Source organism: Empedobacter sp. 225-1 (assembly GCF_030328185.1).
GTDB classification, from domain to species: Bacteria; Bacteroidota; Bacteroidia; order Flavobacteriales; family Weeksellaceae; genus Empedobacter; species Empedobacter stercoris.
This window is the reverse complement of the sequence record NZ_JACALO010000004.1, coordinates 59,014-84,220: the sequence shown is the minus strand read 5'-3', so window position 1 is coordinate 84,220 and position 25,207 is coordinate 59,014. Positions and strand designations below refer to the sequence as shown.

Sequence of the window (25,207 nt, the reverse complement as noted above, 5' to 3'; positions counted from 1 at the left end):
TCTTATTTATCTTTACAAAACCAAAGATTTTGAGAAATGAAGAAAATATTTTTTTTGAAAACGTGTGATACCTGCAAACGTATTATGAAAGAGTTAGATTTTACGGGTTTTGATTTACATGAAATTAAATCTACTGCAATTTCTGAAGAAGAATTAGCTGAAATGAAAGATTTAGCAGGAAGCTATGAAGCTCTATTTTCGCGTCGTGCTCAGAATTACAAAAAATTAGGATTGAAAGATCAAGAACTTTCTGAAGAGGCTATCAAAAATTATATTTTATCAGATTATACGTTTCTAAAACGTCCTGTCGTAGTAGACGGAGATAAAATTTTTATTGGAAACGAGAAGAAAAACTTAGAAGCCCTTGGGCAATATTTGAAATAGAAATCACACATGAAAAAAACAATTTTATTGAGTACGCTTTTACTGAGCGCGAGTTTACTTGCTCAGAAAAAGAACATCACAATGGAGGATGCTGTACTTGGATTATCGACGAATTTACGTATCGAGAATCTAAATCAAGTACAATGGATTCCAAATCAGAATGCATTTACGCAAAATGTAAAAACATCATACGGAGAAGCTTTAATCAAAAAAGAAGTTCCTTCTCTTAAAACAGATACGATTTTTAGAAGTTCTCAGTTTGAGAATAAAAGAATTCCTTCTTTAAATTGGATCAATGATAAACAAGCTTATTTTTCTACAAAAACAGGTTACAAAACAATTACAACTTCTGGTCAACAAGCTGATTGGTTAAAATTACCTGATAATGCAGAAAATGTAGAATTTGATGCAACCAATAATCAAGCTGGATATGTAATTGATAACAATTTATTTTTTGTTGATAAAGCTGGAAAAACACATCAAATTACCAAAGACGGAAAATATGAAATTGTGAATGGAAAATCAGTTCATCAAAATGAATTTGGGATTCACAAAGGAATTTTCATTTCTCCAAAAGGAAATTTAGTTGCATTTTACAAAATGGATCAAACGGTGGTAACTGATTATCCAATAATCGATTGGTCGGTACAACCTGCAGTAAACAAAAACATCAAATATCCGTTTGCTGGAACAAAAAATCACACCGTTAGATTAGGAGTTTATAATCCATCAACACAAAAAACGATTTTCTTAGAAACTCAACCAGAAGTTGACCATTATTTAACTTCTGTTACTTGGTCACCAGACGAAAAACATATTTATATTGCTTTACTTTCTCGTAATCAAAAACACATGGAATTGAATCAATATGATGCTATTTCAGGGAAATTGATTAAAACATTATTCAAGGAAGATGATGCAAAATATGTAGAGCCTCAAAATGAATTGCATTTTATTCCAGGAAAAACGAACGAGTTTGTTTGGTGGTCGCAACGTGATGGTTTTATGCATTTGTATCGTTTCAATACAGATGGAAAATTATTGAACCAAATTACAAAGGGCGATTGGATTGTAACAGATCTTGTTGGTGAAAATGCAAAGAAAAAAGAGTTGTTAGTCATGACGACAAAAGATTCTCCAAAAGAACGTCAGTTATATGCGGTAAATTGGGAGAATGGCAAATTACGTAAAATCACTACAGATGCAGGAACACATAATGTTTCAGTTTCATCGAACGGTGAATATATTGTGGATAACTGGAGCAATGATAACACGCCTCGTAAAATTGATGTAATTGCAGCAAATGGAAAGTTAAAACAAAATATTTTAACTGCTCAAAATCCTTTAGCAAATTACAATACGGCAAAAGTTGAAAATATAACGTTAAAAGCAGATGATGGAACAGATTTGTATGGAAAATTAATTTATCCAACCAACTTTGATCAATCGAAGAAATATCCAGTTATCGTTTATTTATACAATGGTCCTCACGCACAATTAATCACCAATCGTTTTCCTGCAACAGGAAATCTTTGGTACGATCATTTAGCAGAAAAAGGCTACGTTGTGTTTACAATGGACGGACGTGGATCGGCAAATAGAGGGTTAAAATTTGAGCAAGCCATTCACGGAAATGTAGGAACAACTGAAATGAATGACCAAATGAAAGGTGTAGATTTCTTAAAAACATTGCCTTTCGTAGATGCAGATCGTATGGGAATTCATGGGTGGTCTTATGGTGGATTTATGACAACATCCTTTATGTTACGTAAACCTGACGTTTTCAAAGTTGGCGTTGCTGGTGGACCTGTTTTAGATTGGACACAATACGAAATTATGTACACAGAACGTTACATGGAATCGCCACAAGATAACCCAGAAGGTTACAAAACATCAAATTTAATTAATCGTACAAAAGATTTGAAAGGTAAATTATTAATGATTCACGGAGCACAAGATCCAGTTGTCGTTTGGCAACATTCGGTTGATTTTGTTCGTGAAGCTGTTAAGAATGGTGTTCAAATGGATTACTTTATTTATCCTGGACATGAGCATAATGTTCGTGGAAAAGATCGTGTACATTTAATGCAAAAAATTACAGATTACTTCGATTTGTATTTAAAACCTGAAAGTACAACAACAAAATAATTTCAAAACTAAAAACCACTTCTTGCGAAGTGGTTTTTTAGTTTTATTATTTTTTGTCACTTAAACAAAATTACTTCTTCGTAAACTCAAATTTTTGACCACCTTCTTCTAAGGTGAATGATTTTTTATCTTTCGCAAAAATCAATTCAACTCCTGCTTGTTCGTTATTAAATTTATTATCTCCTAAATATTCTAACGGAATATTTTGACCAACAAATGTTAAACTCAACTTACTATTTTCCGAAATCAATAAAAAAGATGCGTCTATTTCCTTATTCGTATATGTTCCTTCGTAATCTTTTGTATTAATCTTTTCAATAGGTTTTGCATCAGCCATATTGAATGTGTTATTCTTAAGATCTGTATCAGGTAAGGCACCTTTTGGATCAAGTTGTACAGTTGTCACTTCTTTTGTAGAAGGCACTTTGAATGTCCATTCTGTATTACGCTTCCAAACTTCGATTGGTAGTTTTACTTCTTGCGAAGTTCCATCTTTAAAATTGACTTGAATAGTTGTTGGCATTGGTAATTGACCAAAGTTTTCGACTTTTAAAATCAAGCCTTTTTTATAATCCCCATCTACATATTTTGCACTGTTAATTCCTTGATCAATTGTCCATTTATTCAAGAACCAACCTCTCCAAAACCACGATAATTCTTCTCCCGAAACATTTTCCATCGTACGGAAAAAATCTTCTGGCGTTGGATGTTTAAACGCCCAATATTTAATGTATTGACGCAAAGCTTTATCAAATCTTTCTTCTCCTAAAATCGTTTCACGCAAAATTCTCATTCCAATTCCAGGTTTGTAATACAACAACGTCCCGATATTACGTTCGCGCATATTATCTGGTTGTGTGGTAACAGGTTCTAAGTTTTCGCCAAATAAAAACCCTCCCATTCGTTGCAACGATTGTTTTTTATAGTACTCTCCGTTGTTAAAATTTTTTGTTGAAATATCATTAATAAACGTATTGAAACCTTCGTCCATCCAACCATGAACGCGTTCATTAGAACCTACAATCATTGGAAACCAAATGTGTCCAAATTCGTGATCTGTAACACCCCAAAGGCTTTCTCCTTTCGAGTTCATGTGGCAAAATACAATTCCCGGATATTCCATTCCGCCCTCATTTCCCGCAACATTTGTAGCCGCTGGATAAGGATATTCTGACCATTGTTTCGAATAATGCTCAATGGATGCTTTTGTATATTCTGTTGATCTTCCCCAAGCTGCTTCGCCATCACTTTCTACAGGATAAGCCGAAATTGCCAACGATTTTTGACCACTTGGAAGATTAATTTTTGCTGCATCTAAGATGAACGAAGATGATGAAGCCCAAGCAAAATCGCGCGTATTTTGAATTTTAAATTTCCACGTTTTTGTTCCTTTTGCAACTTTTGTCGATTTGTTTACCTCATCAGCAGAACGAATAATAACGGTTTTATCACTCGCTTTTGCTTTGTTCCAACGATTCACTTCTTCTTTCGAATAAACTTCGTTTTCATTCAATAATTCTCCCGAACCAACCACATAATGCGTAGAAGGCACTGTAATATTTGCAGTTACATCTCCATATTCCAAATAGAATTCTCCAGGCCCTAAATAGGGTAATGTATTCCATCCCATGATATCATCGTAAACAGCCATGCGAGGAAACCATTGAGCCATTGTAAAAATTTTACCATTTTTAGTTGATTCAACACCCATTCGATCTGCGCCATAATCTGGTGAAACAAACGAATACTCTACTTTTATTTTGGTTTTACCACCTCTTGCTTTCAAGTGATTCACCAAGTCAATTTGCATGCGTGTATCAGAAATGGTATAGTTTGCTTCCTTTCCGTCTATTTGTACAGATTTGATTTTATAACCACCTTCAAACTGAGAAGTAGCATCACCGTATCGGCTACCAGACATTGGTAATAATGCACTTCCACGAGAGTCTGTTTTGAATAAATTTTGATCCAATTGTAACCACAAAAAATCTAAATCATCAAAACTATTATTAGTATACGTAATCTCCGAAGTTCCGGATATTTCATTTTTTTCTTCGTTCAAACTTACATTCAAGTTATAATCCGCGCGATTTTGCCAATAATTATGACCTGGTTTTCCACTTGCCGAACGAGTTTCTGTTGCGTTATTTTGATAAAAAAAAGGTTTGAAAGCTTCTTGGTAATCGTATTTTGGTTTCTCTTGTTGACCAAAAACTGAAACTGAAAAGAAACTCAAACCTAAAATAAAAGGTTTAAAATAATTTTTTCTCATGTGTTTAATTTTACAGTAACTATAAAAATACTTTTTATTTTTTAGATTCACCGAATAAGTTTTGGGTAAAAAAAAACTCATCTTAAAAAAAAGATGAGTTTTTGTATTTCAGCTAAAAGTGAAATCTATTTTTTATTTGCATAAAGAACAGGATTCAAGTCCTCGTCATTATACATTTTCATTTGTTTGTACACTTTCATGTATTTTTTTCCAGCAGCAAAATCAGCCAATAATTCTTCTATCGCAGTTGATAAATCATGATGTTGTTGGTTCAAAACATCCAATTTAGCTTGACAAGCAGCTCTGTGTTCAGCTGTAGCATCTTCACGTTCTGCTTCTTGCTTCATGTGATACACTTTTAGCGATAAAATCGAGAAACGATCGACTGCCCAAGCAGGAGACTCTGTGTTATATGTAGCATCTGCTTTTACATCTACATCTGCGTATTGTTGTAAAAACCAGCTATCCACATATTCTACCATGTCCGTACGCTCTTGGTTTGATTTATCAATCCAACGTTTTAAGCTTAATGCTTCAACTGGATCAATTTCAGGGTTACGAATAATGTCTTCTAAATGCCACTGAACGGTATCAATCCAATTCTTTTTGTACAATAAGTGAGCGATTAAATCTTCCTCGCTATATGGATTCTCGATTTGACGATTTACATCATCGTATTGGTGATAATCATTAATACTTTGATTAAAAATTGACCAAGCTTTATCTGTAAATTTCATGTTTTGTATGTGTTTATAAAATAAAAGCATTGTAATCAAAATTGTTCAACTACAATGCCTTTTTATTTAATTAAAAAGATAATTTAATTTTCTTTCTTTTCAGAAGTTGTGTCTTCTGGCTTGTTATCTTCGCGAGTTGCTTTTTTAAATTCATTTAATCCAGAACCTAAACCGCGCATTAATTCAGGAATTTTTTTACCCCCGAATAATAGTAATACAAACAATAGAATTACTATCCACTCTTTACCTCCTAACATTCCCATATTGAATTGATTTTAATGCAAATATATAATTTATTTATTACATTCCCGCTACCCAAAGTGCAGGATTTTGTTTTGTTGTTCCACTCCAAACTTGGAAATTCATTATAGTTTCTCCGTCTCCACTTGTGTAGATGATTCCTAAAGATTGACCACGTTTTACATCATCTCCTTTAGAAACACTTACACTTGATAAGTTAGTATAAACTGAATAATAAGATCCATGTCTTACTAAGACAGATTTACCATTTCCAGAAACAGCCATGACAGCTTGTACAACTCCTTCGTAAACAGCACGTGCTTGTGCTCCACGATAAGTTGAAATATCAACTCCACTATTCTGGGTTGTAATATTAGATAAAATAGGATGCGAATTTGAACCAAAACGACTTACGACAGTTCCTTTATCAACAGGCCAAGGTAAACGCCCTTTGTTTGATGAAAATTCTCCTGAAATTCCTTCCGAATCTGGACGTTCAGCATGTGTTTCTGCTGGTTTTACAGCATCTACTTTTACGACACGTTCTTTTTCTGGAACTTTAGTTACTACTTTTTGTTCTGCTTCTATCTTTGCTTTACGCTCTGCTTCAGCTTTTGCTGCTGCAATCTTACGGGCATCTTCTTCTTTCTGAACTTTTAATCGAGCTTCTTCTTCTGCCTTACGCTGTGCAATAATGCGTTGACGTTCTTCTTCTGCCTCACGTTCTAATTGCTCAAATTTTGCGACTTCTGTTTTAGCCGTAGAAACAAAACTTCCTGTTGGATGATGTTTAAGATAAGATTGATACGCTTGTTTTGTATGTGCAGAACGTGCAATATTCCATGCTTTTGCATCGTTTTCAATTCTTAAAATTGCAGTACGTGCAGATTTTGCATAATCACCTTTTGGATTATCTCGCAAATATTCGTTGTATGATGCAATCGAATTTCCTCGCTTGGCTTCGTTCCAATCTTTCAAATCTTTTTCTGCTCTAATTTTCGCTTGACGAATTTCTTCTTCAATAATGGCTTTAATCTGAGCATCTATTTGACGTTGTTGCGCTTCTTTAGCATTAATTTCTGCAGCGATTACTCCTTCGTTTTTACGGAATTCTTCAACAGCTTTTTCCTTAGATAATCGTTCTTTTTCTAAGTTTTGACTAAACAAAGTTTGTTGTGAAAGTACTTTTTCTTTCTCGTCTTTTGCTTTTTCTTTCTGCGCTTTTTTTGCTTGAATATCCGTTTGTTTACCAATAATCTCATTGGCTTGTCCCAATTGGAAAGCGGAATATTTCTCTAAATACTTGATACGACGATATGCCTCTCCTAAACTTTTAGAAGAAAGCACAAAAAGTAATTTATTTTCGACAGATTTATTCTTGTATGCACGAACTAAAACCTGTTTGTATTCTTTTTTAAGCTCAACCAACTCGCGCGAAAGCTTATTAATCTCTAATTGAGTTAAATAAATTTCGTCCTCGATAAAGCGTTTTTCTTTTGATAAATTGTTGACTAACTTAGATTGAACTTGAATTTTTTTCGTCAAATTCTGTACATATTCAACATTTAACTTCGAATTTTTCTTATTAACCTCGAGTTGTTTGTTTAAATTTATAATCTCTTTTTTTAGTTGAGCATTCTGTTTTTGTAAGTTCGCTTTATTGTACGGAACTTGCGCAAACACTGATAATGACAACGTTAAAAGTATCGTTGATAAAACAAACTTCATTATTTTATATCTTTTTTCTTATACCCATCTGGAATAGAGAACGGTGTGTTCGTTTCCTGAAACGTAAAACTATTATATTCCAACTCTACTTGGCGCGTTTTTTTATCTTTTATAATAATTTTAACATTTTTCGGAAATTCCTCTGCGCCAGCTTTTACCCAATTGTTATAAGTCAAATCTACTTCCATCTTGCGTTTTGGATCTTTCAAATGAGCTTCGATTAATCTAAAACCATTGTCAAAAATATAAGTTTGAATATATTCTCCTTCTGTTGGAGAAGCAACAATTGCTTGATTTTTATTATAGGTAATTGTGTATTGATTATTTGCAAAACTTGCTGTGTAATCTGTCGGATTTAGGTCAACGAAAACTTTTCCTAACATCAAATTTTGTAATTTTTGATAATCGATAAAATCAACTTTCAATAATTTATTCGCTATCGTAAAATCGCCTTCGTAATACGTTCCTCCGATTTTTTCATAAGCAGCGAAACCGTCTGGTGTAATTAATGAACGAGCACCTGTAAAACCAAATTTTGTTGCATTAACCCATATCTTTTGTCCATTTTTTACAGCAATCGTAGCGTTAGCATCTCCCAAATCTGCTATAACTTTTGCCTTAATCGTCAAGTCTTTGAACGACGATTTTTTAGACAATGTTTGTTGAATAATTTTTGCCGAAGCGGATACAACTTCTGTCTTATTATCTTTCTCAACTTTTGCTAATTTCTGTGTGCTACAAGCTGTTGCAAGTATTCCTAAGCAAAAGATATACGTTAATTTCTTGATCATATTTTATTAAGCTTCGTGTGACTTGAAATCCAATTCAGAGTAATCTCCTAAGCTGATACTACGCGAAACACCAAAATATTTGGCATTATTTCCGATCATTGTATCTGTTAAATTAGCATTACTAATCGTTGAATTTTCTTGAATCAAACTATTGTCAATATTCGAGTTTTCAATAACCGTTCCATTTCCCAATGATACAAAAGGTCCAATTTTTGAGTTTTTAATCACGACATTTTCCCCAATAAAACATGGTTCAATGATTAAAGAATTTTCGATTGTTGCAGTTGCTGAAACGCCTTTAAAATCTTCTTTATCCAAGTTCAACACGCGTGTGTTTGTATCAACAGTAACTGCTTTGTTACCACAATCCATCCATTCGTCAACTTTACCAAGCGTAAATTTATCTCCTGCAGCACGCATATTTTCTAATGCATCTGTCAATTGATATTCACCTCCTTTCTGAATATCATTCTCTAATAAATATTCAATCTCTTTGTATAATTTTTGTCCATCACGGAAAAAATAAATCCCGATAATTGCTAAATCAGAAACAAATTCTTTTGGTTTTTCAACAAAATCCGTGATTACATTTTGCTCATCTAATTTCACAACTCCGAAAGCAGAAGGATTTTCGACTTGTTTTACCCAAACTACGCCATCCGATTCCATATCCAATTTGAAATCTGCACGGAATAATGTATCTGCATATGCAACTACTGTTGGTCCGTCTAAAGCTTCTTTCGCCATCCAAATAGAGTGCGCTGTTCCAAGTGGTTCTAATTGGTGACAAATTGTTCCTTTTGCTCCTAATTTTTCTGCAATCGAAATTAAATCAGCTTCAACCTCATCGCCAAAATCACCAATTACAAATGCAATTTCATCAATTTTTTCTGAACATACTTTTGCGATATCTTCTACTAAACGATGAACAATTGGTTTACCTGCAATTGGAATTAAAGGTTTTGGTGTTGTTAATGTATGAGGGCGCAAACGTGAACCACGTCCTGCCATTGGGATAATAATTTTCATTTTATTTGTAAAAATATTTTTGTTAGATTGATAGTTTATAATTGATAGTTAAATTAATTCTATCTTAGATTCTTCGACAAGCTCAGAATGACAAACTTTCTCTTTTTAATTTTAATGCGATTCTGAAACGAGTCAGAATGATATTTTTATTGTTTTCCTGTACTACCGAAACCACCAGCTCCGCGTTCAGTTTCATTTAAGTTTTGAGTTTCTTCCCATTCAATAGTTTCGTGTTTTGCAATCACTAATTGTGCAATACGCTCTCCATCGTTGATTGTTACAGCTTCATTCGAAACATTTGCTAAAATAACCCCAATTTCACCACGATAATCTGCATCAATTGTACCAGGAGAATTAAGACAAGTTAAGCCATGTTTTAACGCCATTCCACTACGAGGTCGAACTTGCGCTTCATAACCTGCAGGCAATTCGATACTCAAACCTGTTGGAATAAGTCTTCTTTCTAAAGGTTTTAACTCGATTGGAGCATCAATATTAGCTGTTAAATCCATTCCAGCAGATAAAGCTGTTTTATATTCTGGTAAAGCGTGTTTTGAGATGTTAATAACTTTTACTTTCATCTTTATTTTCTTAATTTTTTGAGTGTATTTCTTTCTGCTAAAGCAATAAATGCAATGTACACGATTAGAATTAGATTACCAATAATCAAATTAGAATCAAGCACAAAATAATTTGTCCAACCTAATGCGATTGCAATTCCCATATAAAATAATATTTTATTGACTTTGTAAGGAATCGGATAAACTTTCTGTCCCCAAATGTACGAAATCACCATCATTACACCATAAGCAATTAAAGTCGTCCATGCAGAAACCATAAATCCATATTTTGGTAATAAGAGGATGTTTAATATAATGGTGATTGCACCTCCAATTAATGAAATTATAGTTCCGATATTTGTTCTATCTGTGACTTTATACCATGTTGAAAGGTTGTAATAAATTCCAAAAAATAAATTAGCAATTAAAATAATTGGAACAATATCCAACGCAATCCAATAAGATGATTTGATAATGAACAGTTGCTTGATCCAATCGATGTTTGCTAATATTCCGAGAATTACAATGTTACAAATAATACTAAAAAAGAAAAGGATATTGGCATACATCTGTTTTGCATCTCCTTTTTTAGCAACTTTAAAAAAGAATGGTTCGATTCCCATTCGGTAGGCTGTAACAAAAAGCGTCATCAAAGTCGCTAATTTATAACATGCCGCGTAGGAACCTGCAGCATCTTCATCAATAAATTGTCGTTGAACTAATTTATCAAAATTTTCGTTCAAAACATAACCCAAACCAGCAATCATAAGGGGATAAGCGTATATAAACATCGTTTTGAATAAAGGTTTATCAAACTTAAATTGTACTTGACGAATCACACCAAACAACAATATAAAACCAAGAATACTTGCAATTAAATTTGAGATAAATGGATATGAAATTGTATTATCAAACCCTAATCCATTCATAACATCAAAAGATACGTAGTACAATAAAACGATGGTTAAAATCGCTTGAAATACGTTCTGAAAAACTTTTATGCTGGAGTATAAAATTGGCCGATTCTTGAAACGAAGAACAGCAAACGGAATAACACAAAGGGTGTCAAAGAAAGCAATCCAACCAAACCATAAAAGGTATTCGGGATGATCGGTGTAATTGGCAAAATCTGCCAAAGGTTGTAAAAAAACATACAACAACACCATCATAACAGATGAAGTTAAAGTCATAAACCAAAAAGATGTATTCAATACTTTTTGATACAAACTTTCTTCTGTAGCATATCTGAAAAATGCTGTTTCGAAACCAAATGTCAAAATCACATTAAGAAATGAGACAGCAGCATACAGCTGACCGAAAATAGAGAAATCTCCTTCTGCAGTTTTACCAATAATAAATGGTGTCAATGCAAACATGATTAATCTCGGCAAAATTGAGCCAATACCATAAATAATGGTCTCACTAAAAAGTTTTTTGTACAAGGCCGTTAAAATTTATACAAAATTGATGTTCTTTTTGTAAAATTCAAAATACCGAAGCTACAAATTAATTAACTTTGTCTGTTCAATACATATATTATGATAGAGTTATCTAATCGTAAAGTTGGATTAATAGGGAATGGAAGCTGGGCAACTGCGATTGCAAAAATGCTGAATAAAAACCTTGAAACTTTCAACTGGTGGGTAAAAGATGAATACGTAAAAGGCCATTTGGAGCGTAATAGACACAATCCAAATTATTTGACTGATGTTGAGTTTAAATCAGAAAAACTAAAAATATCAACAGATATCAACGAAGTTGTAGCCAATTCTGATATTATTTTCATTGTTGTACCATCTATTTACGTAGCCGATTGTTTGAGTAAATTAACTGTTCCATTAACAGATAAATTTGTGGTAACATCAATAAAAGGAATTATTCCTGATCATTATCAATTGGTCGGACAATATTTGTTTGAAAACTTCGACTTAAAAGAAGAACAATTAGGAATTGTAAGTGGTCCTTGCCACGCAGAAGAAGTAGCATTAGAGCGACTTTCTTATCTAACAATTGCAGCACAAGAAAAAGAAAAAGCACAAATTGTTGCCGATTGTTTAGCGTGTGATTTTATCAAAACAAAGCTCTCAAACGATATATACGGAACTGAATTTGGTGCTGTATTAAAAAACATTTACGCTATTGCGGCTGGTATTGCACATGGTTTGGGCTATGGCGATAATTTTCAAGCAGTTTTGATGAGTAATGCAATCCGAGAAATGAATCATATTCTAAAAACAGTAAGTCCTGTAAAACGTAAAATTAACGATTCTGCTTATTTAGGCGATTTGTTGGTTACAGGTTATTCATTCTTCTCGCGAAACCGAATGTTCGGAAATATGATTGGAAAAGGCTATACCGTAAAATCTGCTATTTTGGAAATGAATATGGTTGCTGAAGGTTATTACGCAACAAAAGGTGTGGCGATAATGAATGAACAATATCAGATAAAAGCACCAATTATCAACGCGGTTCATAAGATTTTATATGAAGGTAAAAATGCTTCGAAAACAATCGAAAAGCTGTCTAAAAAATTAGATTAAGATGATTAAACAAGATTTTATTTCAAAATATATTCAAGAATTAAACAAAACATTGGCGCGAATTATTTCTATGGAGATAGGCAATTCTGACGATGGTTTCTTGATTATTTTCAATCAAATGTTACAATCGTACTACAAAATTGATGACAACAATTTATCAACATTGTTAGAAATCAACGAAGAACGCGATCAGTTTTTGTTAGCAGATGAATTGAAAAAGAAAAATATCTTGTCTTTTATGAAAGCAATCCGAGTGTATATCAATCAAAATAATTCGGAAAAAGCTTTGGCTGCTTATCAGGTTTTAAAACGGATTGAAAGTACACATTCTGGAATTTTTCAATTTCCAACAGAAGAAGATAAATTGATTGCACAAGAACGCAAAATTGTGGAAGAAAAAATGAATGCACGCGATTCGTTTACTTTTCCTGAGAATGTTTAGGGATGAAGGTTAGAATAACTTTTTTTGTTTTATTATCTTTTTTAAGAGGATTTTATAGTTGTAGTTTCAAAAGTAAGAAAGAAAAATTTGCTAAGGAATTATTAGAAAAGGTTGAAAATTTTCGAAAAGTAAATAATAGAATTCCAGAGAATGTTAGAGAACTTGGATTGTCAGAAGAAATGGATAGCCCTGTTTTTTATCAAAAAGAAAACGATTCGGTCTATATTATTTGGTATGGATTGAGTATTGGAGAATCAAACGTTTACAATTCTTCAATTAAAGAATGGAAGAAAGAAGGATAAGATAATTGTCAAAATAAAAGCCACTTCGATGAAGTGGCTTTCTAATATCTCAATACTTATAGCTAAAATCTAAGTTTATCCAACTTGCACACCATTTGGCGTTTCTTCTTCTGGATTCACAAACGTTAATTTTCCGTCTGCTTTATCCGCAAATAATAACATTCCGTTCGATTCGATTCCACGAATTTTACGAGGTGCTAAATTTGCTAAAACCATTGCTTGTTTCCCAACGATTTCTTCTAACGTAAAATGTTCTGCAATACCAGAAACAATTGTACGAACATCCATTCCAGTATCTACTTTTAGTTCGAACAATTTATCCGCTTTCTCCACTTTTTTCGCTTCTAAAATAGTTCCTATACGGATATCCATTTTTTGAAAATCATCAAAAGAAATCAATTCCTTTTGAGGTTCTGCGTTTGGGTTTGTCATGTTATTTTTAACTTTACTTTCGTTTAATTTATTGATTTGTGCTTCGATGGCTTCGTCTTCAATTTTCGCAAAAATTAATTCCGATTTCCCTAATTGATGACCTGCTTGAACATATTCATCCGTCGATTCTAATTCGTTCCATGACATTTTCTCTAAGTTCATCATCGCTAACATTTTTTCCGATGCAAATGGAATAAAAGGTTCACCTAACTGAGCTAATGCAGCAGAAATTTGCGTTGCAGCATACATAATACCTTTTACAGCTTCTGCATCATCTCCTTTTTTCCAAGGTTCTTGTGCTTGTAAAAATTGATTTCCAAGACGAGCTAAATTCATATATTCTGTTAGCGCTGCGCGAAATTCATATTTTTCTAAATGATCTCCGATACGTTTTGCAAAATATTTGATTTCTGTTAATTCTTCAAATTCGATTGTTTTTGAAGGAACAATTCCCTCGTAATATTTGTGTGATAAAACCATTACACGGTTGATAAAGTTTCCTAAAATTCCAACTAATTCAGAATTATTTTTTGTTTGAAAATCTTTCCATGTAAAGTTATTATCCTTGTTTTCTGGCATATTCGCCGTCAACACATAACGCAATGTATCTTGTTGACCAGGGAAATCTTCTAAATATTCGTGCGCCCAAACAGCCCAATTACGAGATGTTGAAATTTTGTCATCTTCTAAATTTAAAAATTCGTTTGCAGGGACATTGTCTGGCATAATGTAATCACCATGCGCTTTCATCATAGTTGGGAAAATAATACAGTGGAAAACAATATTATCTTTTCCGATGAAATGAACTAATTTCGTTTCTTCATTTTGCCAATAATCTTTCCAATTCTTACCGTTTTGCTCTGCCCATTCTTGCGTAAAAGAAATATAACCAATTGGCGCATCAAACCAAACATACATTACTTTTCCTTCTGCACCTTCTACAGGAACTGGAACTCCCCAATTCAAATCACGCGTCATAGCACGAGGTTTTAAACCATCATCTAACCATGATTTAACTTGACCATAAACACTCGATTTCCAATCGTTTTTGTGCCCTTCTAAAATCCATTTTGATAAGAAATCTTGGTATTGATCTAACGGTAGATACCAGTTTTTTGTTTCTTTTTTGATGGGTGTATTTCCCGATAATGCAGAACGTGGATTAATTAACTCTTCTGGACTTAATGTTGAACCACATTTCTCGCATTGATCACCATAGGCATCAGGATTTTGACATTTTGGACATTCTCCTCGAATGTATCGATCTGCTAAAAATTCGTGTGCTTCTTCGTCGTAAAATTGCTCTGTAATTTCTTCCGTAAACTTATTGTTATTGTACAATGTTTTGAAAAAATCTTGCGAAACTTCTTTGTGTTTAGCTGAAGTTGTACGAGAATAAATATCGAATGTTACACCAAAATTTTCTAATGTACTTTTGATGTTTTCGTGGTATCGATCAACAATATCTTGTGGCGTAACACCTTCTTTTTTGGCACGAATTGTAATTGGAATACCGTGTTCATCAGATCCTCCAATAAATGCTACATCTTTTCCTTTACGTCTTAAAAAGCGTGCATAAATATCAGAAGGAACATACACACCTGCCATATGACCTATGTGCAATGGACCATTAGCGTATGGTAACGCTGCTGTAATTGTATATCTTTTTGGATGACTCATCTGCTTATAATCTATAAGCTACAAAGATACGATTTGTTGTTTGTTTTGTTAAAACCTTTTTCTAAATTTATAAGGTAAAACAATTTTATGGAAGAGCAAGTTGACACAACGCCAGAAGATGTAGTCGCAGATACGATTACCACTATATTTACCTATGCCAATTATTTTTTAGTTGCCGCTCTTGTTGTGTTATTAACTTATATGACGATTAGAGATTTTATGAAGAAACAACGCGAAAAAAAATTAGCGCAAGAACGTGATGCTTACAACAATCAGTTTGATAATGAAAACGAAAATAAAGATGAATAAAAATCAAAATAGCCTCTCAAATTGAGTGGCTATTTTTGTAATATGAATTGTTATTCTATTCTTCTTCAGGAATTTCATAGTTCTCTCCTACGCTTTCGCTTCCACTTCCTTCGATTATAGGTCCTGGATCATAGCTTTGATCATACTGATGGAATCCATAGGTATTTGAACAATCCCAATGTTTTTCGATATCCTTAGGCTTATCAAATTTATCTCCAGCAGTTACACCAAATTTTCCTCCTTGTTTGTACACATCTTGCATATAGTAGGCCCAAATAGGTAAAGCCGTATTCGCTCCTTGCCCTATTGCTGTACTTGCGAAATGTGCAAATCGATCTTCTGCTCCGACCCAAACTCCAGTTACTAAATTAGGCGTTAATCCCATAAACCAACCATCCGAGTTTTCGTTTGTTGTTCCTGTTTTACCAGCAATCTCAGCAGTTAATCCATAACGGTTTCTCAAACGAGCACCTGAACCTCTGTCTACAACACCTTTCATCAAATCAATCATCGTGTAAGCTACATTTTCATTGACTACTTCTCTGGTTTGAGGCGTATAATCTTTGATTACTTTTCCTTGTTTATCTTCTATTCTTAAGATTAATTGTGGTTTAATGTAAATTCCTCCATTAGCAAAAGCACTCATCGCACCAACCATTTCGTATAAAGACAAGTCGGCAGAACCTAATGCAATAGTAGGATCATTAACGATTGGCGATTCAACTCCTAAATCTCGTGTCATTTGTATCACAGGTTCTGTACCTGTTTGCATAATCAAACGAGCTGCAACAATATTTGTAGAATAAGCCAATGCCGTTCTCAAATCTTGAGAACCTCCATAGCGACCGTTTGCATTACGAGGAGACCAATTCCCTGGGATTCTTTCGTTCGAAACGGTATGACAAGGCGTTAATCCCAATTGATTAATCGCTGTTGCATAAACAAATGGTTTGAACGTAGAACCTACTTGACGACGAGCTTGTTTTACGTGGTCAAATTTGAAATAATCCCAATCTATACCACCAACCCAAGCTTTGATTGTTCCGTCTTTTGGATCCATCGACATCAAACCTGCTTGTAAAATATGTTTATGATATTCGATAGAATCCATTAAAGTTTTTCCTTTTTTATATTGAATTCCGTTCCATGTAAAGAACTTAACAGAATCTCGGGGCGTTGTGAAAACGGTTTCTATTTCTGCTTCCGACTTCCCTTCTGCTTTCATTTTCTTGTACAAATCTGTACGTTGCATAGATTGCTTGAAAATTCTTAATCGTTTATCTGCAGAAATATTATAAAATGGTGCTAAACTTCGTCCTCTTTGTTCTCCAAAAAATTGATCTTGCAAAACTTTCAAATGTTTTTTTACTGCATCTTCAGCTAAAGCTTGCATTCTCGAATCTAATGTGACATAAATTTTAAGACCATCTTTTTCAAGGTTATATGATTTCCCTGTTTCTTTCTCATATTCAACCATCCATTCTTTAATCTCTTTTCTTAAAGCTGATTTGAAATAAGCTGAATGCGATTCGTCTTGTTTCATAATATCTTGCTTATCTGTAACTAAAGGAGCTGATTTTGCAGCTTCACCTTCAGCTTGAGAAATTTTATTGTATTTCATCATTTGATCCAATACAAGATTTCTCTTTTCTTTCGAAACTTCTGGATATTTTACAGGATTATAAGCAACTGGATTTTGAAACATCGAAACTAAAGTTGCGGCTTCGTCTAAGTTTAATTCTTTTGTTGTTTTATTAAAATATACCTTAGAAGCAGATTCAATTCCTTTTGCACCATAAATAAAATCGAATTTATTAAAGTACATGGCAATAATTTCTTCTTTCGTATATAACTTCTCTAATTGTACAGAAGTCACCCATTCTTTTAACTTTTGTATAACACGTTTTACTTTGTTAGAAGAAGGATCTTTTGTGTACAATTGCTTTGCCAACTGTTGTGTAATCGTAGATCCACCACCCGAATCACCACCCGAAGTAATTGCACGAGCAGCGGCTTTAACGTCTACACCAGAGTGATCAAAGAAACGAATATCCTCTTTTGCTAACAAGGCATCTACCAAATGTGGTGGTAGATCTTTGTAATCAATTGGGGTTCTTCGTTCTGCTTCGAAACGATCTAATAAAACGCCATCAGATGAAATAATTTCTGACGAAACATAAATATCAGGATTTTCTAAATCACGAACATTTGGAATTTCACCTAACCATCCGTTAGAGGTCGCCCAAAATATGCCGAAAACTCCTATTATTGCGCCAAAAAATAGTACCCAAATGGTTACAATTATTTTTTTAGCAAATGAAAAGCTATTGAACTTCTTTTTTGCTTTAGAAGTTTTGCTTGTTTTAGAATTTTTATTGTTTTCCATTCTGTTTTATTCAGCTTTATCAACAATCAAACTAATGTCTTCGATTCCTTTCAAATTCTTTGTTCGCATACCTTGCCAAACTTTTAGTTGATAGCGACCAGAGTCTTTTATTGGTAAATTTTCGCGGTAAACCAACATCATTTCTTTTGTTGTCATTCCTTTTCCAATCCAACTACCATCAGGATTTGCAATGTAATACTGCAAAGTATCAATCATTTCGTTGCCTTTTGGATCGATGAATTTCGTGAACAAATATAAGTTACTATATTCATACGACGTATTATTTCTTAAGACAAATCCAATGTTAACAGCCGATGGTTTAGGATCATTCACCTCAAACGTAAACGTTTGAGGTTGATTACTTTTCCATTCGTCTTTCACATCTTTTGTGTCTTGATAATAATGTTTTGCTTCGCAGCTAAACAACAAAAAGACTAAAATAAAAAGCAAACTACTGTTGCGTATCATCTGGTTTTGGTCCACGATTAAATCTTTTTTTATTTCGATTTTTCGATTTATTTGGATTCGGTTGAGAATTATTGGTTTGATTCTCCTCCTTTGTTTTCGGATTTTGCTCAGTATTTTGTGTATTTTGCTGAGGCTGTTTTTTAGGTTGTTGAGTTAACTGATTAGCCTGATTGTTTTGTTGGCTATTATTGCTCGGATTATTCGGTTTTCGCTTTTGTTGATTGCGATTATTTCCTTGCGGTTTTTGTTGATCAGTATTAGGTTGAGCTTGTTGCTCATTCACCTGAGTTGGCTTACGCTTCTCTTTTGGCTGATTTGATTGCTGATTCGGATTCGAATTTTTATTCGGTCTTATTTGATTATTCTTTTTCGACTGATTTGGATTCTTACCTTGTTTATTTTCAGGACGATTCGTTTTATCTTTTGCTTCATTAGGCTGTTTTTGTTTTGCCTTCTGAGGTTTTAGATTATTCGCATTAGCAGCAACTTTTTCGTTTCCAGAATTTTGATTGTTCTTATTAATTCGTTTACGTTTTTTGTTCTGTTTTTCTTTGCGTTCAAAACGTTCTAATGAATCTTCTCCAATAACATCAGAAAAATCTGGTTTTGATTCTTCTACATTTTTCGCTAAGTCTTCTAAAGGCTGGGTTTTTTTACCTTTAGCTGTCATCGCTAAAAATTCTTGAATATCATCTACAGAAAATTTATACCATATAATTCCACCTTTGTCATAAGCAAACCACATTTCTTTCTTGAAAACATCTACTTTCACACAATGTGCCCAACCTTTTTCAGTTTCAAATCGACTCTCCATTGATGGAAAATGATTCAATGCATCTAAATATGAATCTAATTCAAAATTTAAACAACATTTTAGTTTCCCACACTGTCCAGCTAATTTCTGAGAATTGATTGATAATTGTTGATAACGTGCTGCAGCTGTACTAACAGAACGGAAATCTGTTAACCAAGTTGAACAACATAACTCGCGTCCACAAGAACCAATCCCTCCTACTTTAGCAGCTTCTTGACGGTAACCAATTTGTTTCATCTCTATTCTTACGCCAAATTTACCAGCGTAATCTTTGATTAATTGACGAAAATCGACACGTCCTTCTGCTGTATAATAAAATGTAACTTTCGCTCCATCTCCCTGGTACTCAACATCACAAATTTTCATTTCCAAATTAAGGTTTTTAGCCATAATTCGAGAATCTACCATTGTTTGTTTTTCTCTATCACGAAACTCTATCCAAGTTTCGATATCTTTTTGGTTCGCTTTACGATAAACCTTTTTGACATCTTCCGCAGTCCACGAAAGATTCTTCTTTTTCATTTGGATTCTAACAAGCTCACCCGTAAGTGTAACAACCCCGATATCATGACCAGGTGTTCCTTCAACAGCGATTACATCGCCAATATTTAGAGATATGTTGTTTTCGTTTTTATAATAAAACTTTCGATCGTTTTTGAAACGAACTTCCACAAAGTTGAACTTTTCTTGTCCATTAGGAAGTTGCATATTCGATAACCAATCAAAAACTGATAATTTTCCGCAACCATCAGTGCCACAAGCACCATTATTGTTACATCCTTTCGGAAGGCCATTAGAAGTTCCACAAGATCCACATCCCATGCTTTTATATTTTTTTAATGACAACACAAAGGTATGAAAATATTTTTCTGAATTTGTGAAATCATTTCGGTTAAGTTTTCGAATTTAAATCGAATCAAAAACTTCTGAAAATGAATAAGTTTGATCTAACCTAATACCTTTCTCGGTTAATTTTAAGGTTGCCAATTCATTGACATGATCGTGTTCAAAAAACAAAATATAATCATTTTCAACTGCTTTTTTCAAAAAAGCATCTTTTTCTTCTAATGTTATTAAAGGTCGTGTATCATACCCAATCACATAAATTAACGGAATATGCCCTACAGTTGGGATTAAATCTGCGATATACACTATTTTTTTTCCTTTATAAGTGATGATAGGCAACATTTGTTTTTCGGTATGACCATCTACGAATAGAATATCAAAACCAAGCGGAGAATTTTCTAATATTGAACCATTTTGTGGTAAATCAATAAAATTTAATTGTCCACTTTCTTGTAATGGTACTATATTCTCTTTTAAGAAAGACGCTTTTTCTCTCGGATTTGGATGTTCTGCCCAATCCCAATGATTGGCATTCGACCAAAATTTTGCATTTTTGAAAGAAGCTTCCAGATAATCTTTCTCTTTGTTGTACTGAATTGCACCTCCACAATGATCAAAATGTAGATGTGTTAAAAAAACATCCGTAATATCGTCACGATGAAAACCGTGTTTCGCTAAAGAATTATCCAATGAAAAATCGCCCCATAAATAATAAAACCCAAAGAATTTTGCATCTTGTTTATTTCCTATTCCGGTATCGATTAAGATTAATCGTTCGCCATCTTCTATCAACAAACAGCGCATGGCAAGATCTATCAAATTGCGGTCATCAGCAGGATTTGTTTTATTCCAAATGGATTTCGGAACGATTCCAAACATGGCACCTCCGTCTAATTTAAAATTTCCTGTTTCTATCGTATATAATTTCATAATTTGTGGTTTCTAAAATTGTTTCAATGATTTAACGAAGATAAAAAAATAGAATATTATTGAAATAAATATCCAATATAGTTTTGAACAGCTTAAATTTGCAAAAATTTTGATTACAATGGCAAAAGAAGTTCGTGTAAGATTTGCGCCAAGTCCAACAGGTGCTTTACACATCGGAGGAGTCCGTACAGCGTTATACAATTATCTTTTCGCAAAACATAATAATGGGAAATTCTTATTAAGAATTGAGGACACAGACCAAACACGTTATGTAGAAGGTGCTGAGCAATATATTATTGATTCGCTGAAATGGTTAGGTCTAACACCAGATGAGGGCGTTGGTTTTGGAGGAGATTTAGGACCTTATCGTCAATCAGAACGCAAAGAAATCTACAAAAAATATGTAGACGAATTGTTAACGAATGGAAAAGCGTATTATGCATTTGATACAGCTGAAGAATTAGATGCAGCTCGTGCAAAAGCAGAAGAAAATAAAGAAACTTTTATCTATAATTGGTCAACAAGAGGAAACTTAAAAAACTCGTTGTCGTTGACAGAAGCTGAGACAACAGAATTAATTGAAAATGAGACACCTTATGTTGTTCGTTTCAAAATTGATGATTCGCGTACAGTTCTATTGGATGATATGATTCGTGGAAAAATCTCGATTGATGCCTCTACATTAGACGATAAAGTATTGTTCAAATCAGACGGAATGCCAACCTATCATTTAGCAAATATTGTAGATGACCATTTGATGGGAATTACACATGTGATTCGTGGTGAAGAGTGGTTACCATCTATGGCGTTGCACGAATTATTATATGATGGTTTTGGTTGGGAAGCACCTCGCTTTGCTCATTTACCATTAATCTTGAAACCAGAAGGAAAAGGAAAATTGAGTAAACGTGATGGAGACAAACACGGATTCCCTGTATTTCCAATGGAATGGAAAACTGAAGAGGGAATTGCAAAAGGATATAAACAAGAAGGCTATTTTCCAGATGCGGTATTGAATATGTTAGCCTTATTAGGTTGGAATTCTGGAACAGATCAAGAGATTTTTACGATGGATGAATTAATTCAATTGTTTTCATTAGAAAAAGTTTCGAAATCAGGCGCTCGTTTTTCTCCAGAAAAAGCAACTTGGTTCAATCATCAATATTTACAACTAAAATCTGTTGAAGAATTATTACCATCTTTTGAGGAAGTTTTGAAAGAAAATGGAATTGAAGCAGATGCTTCTCTGGATGCAAAAGTTGTAGAATTATTAAAAGAAAGAGCAAATTTTGTAAAAGATATTTTCGATCAAGGACAATTCTTTTATATAGCTCCTACATCATACGAAGAAAAAGCGTCTAAAAAAGCGTGGAAAGAAGATTCGAAAGAGATTTTGAATAAATTTATTGAAGTTTTAAATTCGTCTGAATTTGATGCTGAAACACTACACGATGCGATGGCTAATTTTGTTACAACTCAAGAAATTGGGTTTGGTAAAATTGGAATGCCTTTACGTCTTAGTTTAGTTGGTGCGTTACAAGGACCTGATGTTCCTGTAATTATGTCAATTTTAGGAAAAGATGAAACTATTGCTCGTATCAACAAGGCAATTGAAGTTTTAGGATAATATTATTTCTATCATAAATACAAAAGCCATTTGCATTGCAAATGGCTTTTTCTATTATAAATTGATTTTGACATCTTCTAACCGACCAAGTTCATCTTGCGTAAAAAGCGTATAATTAACTTTGAATGTTTTTCCAAGCGGAACTTCTAACGAAAATCCTCCTGCTCCAATTGCTTCAATTACATCTAATTCGAAATGAGCATATTTCCAATATTCAAATAAATCTTTATCCACCCAAAATTCGACATTGTCAATCTCTCCAATACAAACATCTTTATAACGAAGATAATATTCGCCTTTTCTAAAACATTGCGGCTGTGTTCCTTCACAACAACCACCAGCTTGATAAAGCATCAAATCACCATACTTTTCTTTCAATTCTTGAAGAAGATTTTTCGCTTTTTCTGTTGCATCCACTCTTTTCATATTGTTTTTTTTTAGATGATTTGATCATGTTCTATTAAAAGAATCCTAATTTCTTTTTACTATAAGAAACTAACATATTTTTTGTTTGACGATAATGATCTAACATCATTTTATGATTTTCGCGACCAATACCTGACAATTTATATCCACCAAATGGAGCACCTGCAGGATAGCTATGGTATTGATTTACCCAAACACGACCTGCCTGAATTGCTCTTGGAACTTGGTACAACTGATGTGCATCTCTTGTCCAAACTCCGGCACCTAATCCATAAATCGTATCATTGGCAATTGCAATCGCTTCAGCCTCATCCTTAAAAGTAGTTACAGCTAAAACAGGTCCAAAAATTTCTTCTTGGAAAACACGCATTTTATTATGACCTTTTAACAAAGTTGGTTTGATATAGTATCCGTTTTCGATATCTCCTTGTAAATGATTCGCATCTCCACCTGTTAATACTTCTGCACCTTCTTCTTTACCAAGTTTAATATAACCTAAAATTTTATCATATTGAATTTGTGATGCTTGAGCACCAATCATTGTTTCTGGATCAAGTGGGTTTCCTGCTTTGATGGCGTTTACACGTTCTACAACTCGAGCAATAAATTTCTCGTAAATAGATTCTTGAATTAATAAACGAGAAGGGCATGTACAAATTTCACCTTGGTTCAAAGCAAACAATACAGCTCCCTCAATCGCTTTATCCAGAAAATCATCATCATGATCCATTACCGACTCAAAGAACACATTAGGCGATTTACCTCCTAATTCTAATGTAACTGGAATAATATTTTCTGTTGCATACTGCATTACAAAACGACCTGTTGCAGTAGAACCCGTAAAAGCAGCTTTAGATACTTTCGGATTTGTAACCAATGCACGACCTAACTCACTTCCAAAACCATTCACAATATTCAAAACGCCTGGAGGCAATAAATCGCCAATGATTTCAATTAAGAATAATATTGAAATAGGTGTTGATTCGGCTGGTTTTAATACGATACAATTCCCCGCAGCTAAAGCTGGAGCTAATTTCCAAACAGCCATTAAGATTGGAAAATTCCAAGGAATAATTTGCGCCACTACACCAATTGGTTCATGAACAATAATCGAAACTGTATCTTTATCAAGTTCATTTAAAGAACCTTCTTCAGCACGAATTACAGAAGCAAAATATCTGAAATGATCAATTGCTAAAGGAATATCTGCATTTAATGTTTCGCGAACAGGTTTTCCATTATCATATGTTTCTACAGCAGCAATATCTTGTAAATGTTGCTCCATTCGATCAGCTATTTTATTTAAGATTAAACTCCTTTCTGTTGCAGAAGTTTGACTCCAAGATTTAAAAGCTTCGTGTGCTGCATCAACAGCTAAACTTATATCATCTTCAGATGAATGTGCAGCTTGTGTGAAAACTTTTCCTGTTAATGGTGTCACAACATCAAAATATTTTCCTGATTTTGGTGCCGTAAATTTTCCATTAATATAATTGTCATAGTGCGCTTTGAAAGCTGGTAGATTTACTAAATTTGACATATTTTTGTGTTTTTAAATTTTTTAATTGTTCTAATTTAAAAATTTATATTGAATAAGTATGTTTAGAAAAAGTTAATTCTATTTGGTATAAAATTTGTACATTTGGAATCCGTCAATTATTGAATTGACCATTTACTAAAAAGGGGCTGACTGGTTTTGACAGCAGGGCCAATGGGTAAGTAAGCATGTAGTGATAGGTTGTGTACTCACTTTAATCAGGCACTTCAACTTTTTAACTGGCAACGAAGAGTACGCTTTAGCTGCATAATTCTGAATTTTAGTAAGAATTCGCCACGTCTATACAAGGTATAGAAGCTGAATGTTCCTCAAAAGCCTTGACTTACGGCGTTTGATAAAGGAACACGGGAAAGTAAGAATAGAAACCTTAGTGCATCGGATAGGTTTCGAGATTTTAGATGATAAGCGAATGACAGAGTGTTTGTTCTCAGGATTTCGTCGAAAATTAAGAATAGACTAAACATGTAGAAAGCTTATTTGTTGCTTGTTTGGACGCGGGTTCGAATCCCGCCAGCTCCACAAAAGCAACTTTTAGAATCACTAAAAGTTGCTAAACCC

Annotated in this window: 22 protein-coding genes and 1 other RNA gene; 8 read left to right on the top strand and 15 right to left on the bottom strand. The window is 33.6% G+C overall.

All coding sequences use genetic code 11. The annotated features are described in order from the left end of the window. The first annotated feature begins 36 nt into the window (after positions 1–36). Both HX088_RS02310 and HX088_RS02305 read left to right on the top strand, forming a co-directional pair. Positions 37–384 carry an arsenate reductase family protein gene (locus HX088_RS02310; protein ID WP_286483232.1) on the top strand — a complete coding sequence of 116 codons (348 nt, stop codon included), beginning with the start codon at positions 37–39 and terminating at the stop codon, positions 382–384. 9 nt (positions 385–393) lie between these two features. Further along, positions 394–2,532 (top strand): S9 family peptidase, encoded by a 2,139-nt coding sequence (locus tag HX088_RS02305; RefSeq protein WP_286483231.1) that lies wholly within the window; start codon positions 394–396, stop codon positions 2,530–2,532. Positions 2,533–2,602: 70 nt separating this feature from the next. Here the strand turns inward: HX088_RS02305 and HX088_RS02300 are convergent, their stop codons facing one another. The 8 genes from HX088_RS02300 to HX088_RS02265 form a co-directional block, all read right to left on the bottom strand. Continuing rightward, a complete protein-coding gene (locus tag HX088_RS02300; protein WP_286483230.1) occupies positions 2,603–4,804 on the bottom strand; it encodes a M1 family metallopeptidase in 2,202 nt (733 codons plus the stop codon). 125 nt (positions 4,805–4,929) lie between these two features. Further along, entirely contained in the window at positions 4,930–5,541 is a 612-nt protein-coding gene (locus HX088_RS02295) for a DUF4254 domain-containing protein (RefSeq protein ID WP_171623566.1), read from the bottom strand. Between the two features lie 83 nt (positions 5,542–5,624). Next, a complete protein-coding gene (gene tatA, locus HX088_RS02290) occupies positions 5,625–5,804 on the bottom strand; it encodes a twin-arginine translocase TatA/TatE family subunit (RefSeq protein ID WP_171623567.1) in 180 nt (59 codons plus the stop codon). 37 nt (positions 5,805–5,841) lie between these two features. After that, positions 5,842–7,509, bottom strand: a complete 1,668-nt coding sequence (locus HX088_RS02285; protein ID WP_260541682.1) for a murein hydrolase activator EnvC family protein — start codon at positions 7,507–7,509, stop codon at positions 5,842–5,844. Continuing rightward, on the bottom strand, positions 7,509–8,300 hold the full coding sequence (gene lolB1, locus HX088_RS02280) for a lipoprotein insertase outer membrane protein LolB1 (RefSeq protein ID WP_260541680.1): 792 nt from the start codon (positions 8,298–8,300) through the stop codon (positions 7,509–7,511). Before lolB1 ends, HX088_RS02285 begins: the two co-directional genes overlap by 1 nt. Before the next feature lie 6 nt (positions 8,301–8,306). After that, the gene (locus HX088_RS02275; RefSeq protein WP_171623569.1) at positions 8,307–9,329 is read right to left on the bottom strand and encodes a sugar phosphate nucleotidyltransferase; all 1,023 of its coding nucleotides are present in this window, start codon (positions 9,327–9,329) and stop codon (positions 8,307–8,309) included. A gap of 146 nt (positions 9,330–9,475) precedes the next feature. After that, the gene (gene dut, locus HX088_RS02270) at positions 9,476–9,910 is read right to left on the bottom strand and encodes a dUTP diphosphatase (RefSeq protein ID WP_171623570.1); all 435 of its coding nucleotides are present in this window, start codon (positions 9,908–9,910) and stop codon (positions 9,476–9,478) included. A gap of 2 nt (positions 9,911–9,912) precedes the next feature. After that, positions 9,913–11,331 (bottom strand): lipopolysaccharide biosynthesis protein, encoded by a 1,419-nt coding sequence (locus tag HX088_RS02265; RefSeq protein WP_188319356.1) that lies wholly within the window; start codon positions 11,329–11,331, stop codon positions 9,913–9,915. 96 nt (positions 11,332–11,427) lie between these two features. On the opposite strand from HX088_RS02265, the gene HX088_RS02260 reads away from it, so the two are divergent. The 3 genes from HX088_RS02260 to HX088_RS02250 are packed head-to-tail and all read left to right on the top strand — an operon-like array spanning position 11,428 to position 13,173. Then, the gene (locus HX088_RS02260) at positions 11,428–12,429 is read left to right on the top strand and encodes an NAD(P)H-dependent glycerol-3-phosphate dehydrogenase (RefSeq protein ID WP_171623572.1); all 1,002 of its coding nucleotides are present in this window, start codon (positions 11,428–11,430) and stop codon (positions 12,427–12,429) included. Between the two features lies 1 nt (position 12,430). Beyond that, on the top strand, positions 12,431–12,871 hold the full coding sequence (locus HX088_RS02255) for a hypothetical protein (protein WP_171623573.1): 441 nt from the start codon (positions 12,431–12,433) through the stop codon (positions 12,869–12,871). Positions 12,872–12,873: 2 nt separating this feature from the next. Continuing rightward, positions 12,874–13,173, top strand: a complete 300-nt coding sequence (locus HX088_RS02250) for a hypothetical protein (protein WP_286483229.1) — start codon at positions 12,874–12,876, stop codon at positions 13,171–13,173. A 75-nt stretch (positions 13,174–13,248) separates the two neighbouring features. On the opposite strand, the gene metG is transcribed toward HX088_RS02250, so the two are convergent. Then, positions 13,249–15,285 carry a methionine--tRNA ligase gene (gene metG, locus HX088_RS02245; protein WP_286483228.1) on the bottom strand — a complete coding sequence of 679 codons (2,037 nt, stop codon included), beginning with the start codon at positions 15,283–15,285 and terminating at the stop codon, positions 13,249–13,251. An 87-nt stretch (positions 15,286–15,372) separates the two neighbouring features. Here metG and HX088_RS02240 point away from each other — a divergent pair, with 87 nt between their 5' ends. Continuing rightward, positions 15,373–15,594, top strand: coding sequence for a hypothetical protein (locus HX088_RS02240; protein ID WP_171623576.1), 222 nt, complete (start codon positions 15,373–15,375; stop codon positions 15,592–15,594). A 55-nt stretch (positions 15,595–15,649) separates the two neighbouring features. Here the strand turns inward: HX088_RS02240 and HX088_RS02235 are convergent, their stop codons facing one another. The 4 genes from HX088_RS02235 to HX088_RS02220 form a co-directional block, all read right to left on the bottom strand. Beyond that, positions 15,650–17,980 (bottom strand): penicillin-binding protein 1A, encoded by a 2,331-nt coding sequence (locus tag HX088_RS02235; RefSeq protein WP_286483227.1) that lies wholly within the window; start codon positions 17,978–17,980, stop codon positions 15,650–15,652. A 6-nt stretch (positions 17,981–17,986) separates the two neighbouring features. Further along, positions 17,987–18,448 (bottom strand): gliding motility lipoprotein GldH, encoded by a 462-nt coding sequence (locus HX088_RS02230; RefSeq protein ID WP_171623578.1) that lies wholly within the window; start codon positions 18,446–18,448, stop codon positions 17,987–17,989. After that, a complete protein-coding gene (locus HX088_RS02225) occupies positions 18,432–20,084 on the bottom strand; it encodes a PSP1 domain-containing protein (protein ID WP_286483226.1) in 1,653 nt (550 codons plus the stop codon). Before HX088_RS02225 ends, HX088_RS02230 begins: the two co-directional genes overlap by 17 nt. Before the next feature lie 84 nt (positions 20,085–20,168). Next, the gene (locus tag HX088_RS02220; RefSeq protein ID WP_284583008.1) at positions 20,169–21,038 is read right to left on the bottom strand and encodes an MBL fold metallo-hydrolase; all 870 of its coding nucleotides are present in this window, start codon (positions 21,036–21,038) and stop codon (positions 20,169–20,171) included. A gap of 118 nt (positions 21,039–21,156) precedes the next feature. Between HX088_RS02220 and gltX the strand changes: the two genes are divergently transcribed. Beyond that, on the top strand, positions 21,157–22,665 hold the full coding sequence (gene gltX / locus HX088_RS02215; protein WP_225541340.1) for a glutamate--tRNA ligase: 1,509 nt from the start codon (positions 21,157–21,159) through the stop codon (positions 22,663–22,665). A 54-nt stretch (positions 22,666–22,719) separates the two neighbouring features. Here the strand turns inward: gltX and HX088_RS02210 are convergent, their stop codons facing one another. Next, complete coding sequence (locus HX088_RS02210; protein ID WP_171623582.1) at positions 22,720–23,091, bottom strand: DUF779 domain-containing protein; 372 nt, start codon at positions 23,089–23,091, stop codon at positions 22,720–22,722. A 34-nt stretch (positions 23,092–23,125) separates the two neighbouring features. Then, positions 23,126–24,631, bottom strand: a complete 1,506-nt coding sequence (locus HX088_RS02205) for an aldehyde dehydrogenase family protein (RefSeq protein WP_188319351.1) — start codon at positions 24,629–24,631, stop codon at positions 23,126–23,128. A gap of 142 nt (positions 24,632–24,773) precedes the next feature. Between HX088_RS02205 and ssrA the strand changes: the two genes are divergently transcribed. Further along, positions 24,774–25,171, top strand: a transfer-messenger RNA (tmRNA) gene (ssrA, locus tag HX088_RS02200). Positions 25,172–25,207: the final 36 nt, after the last annotated feature.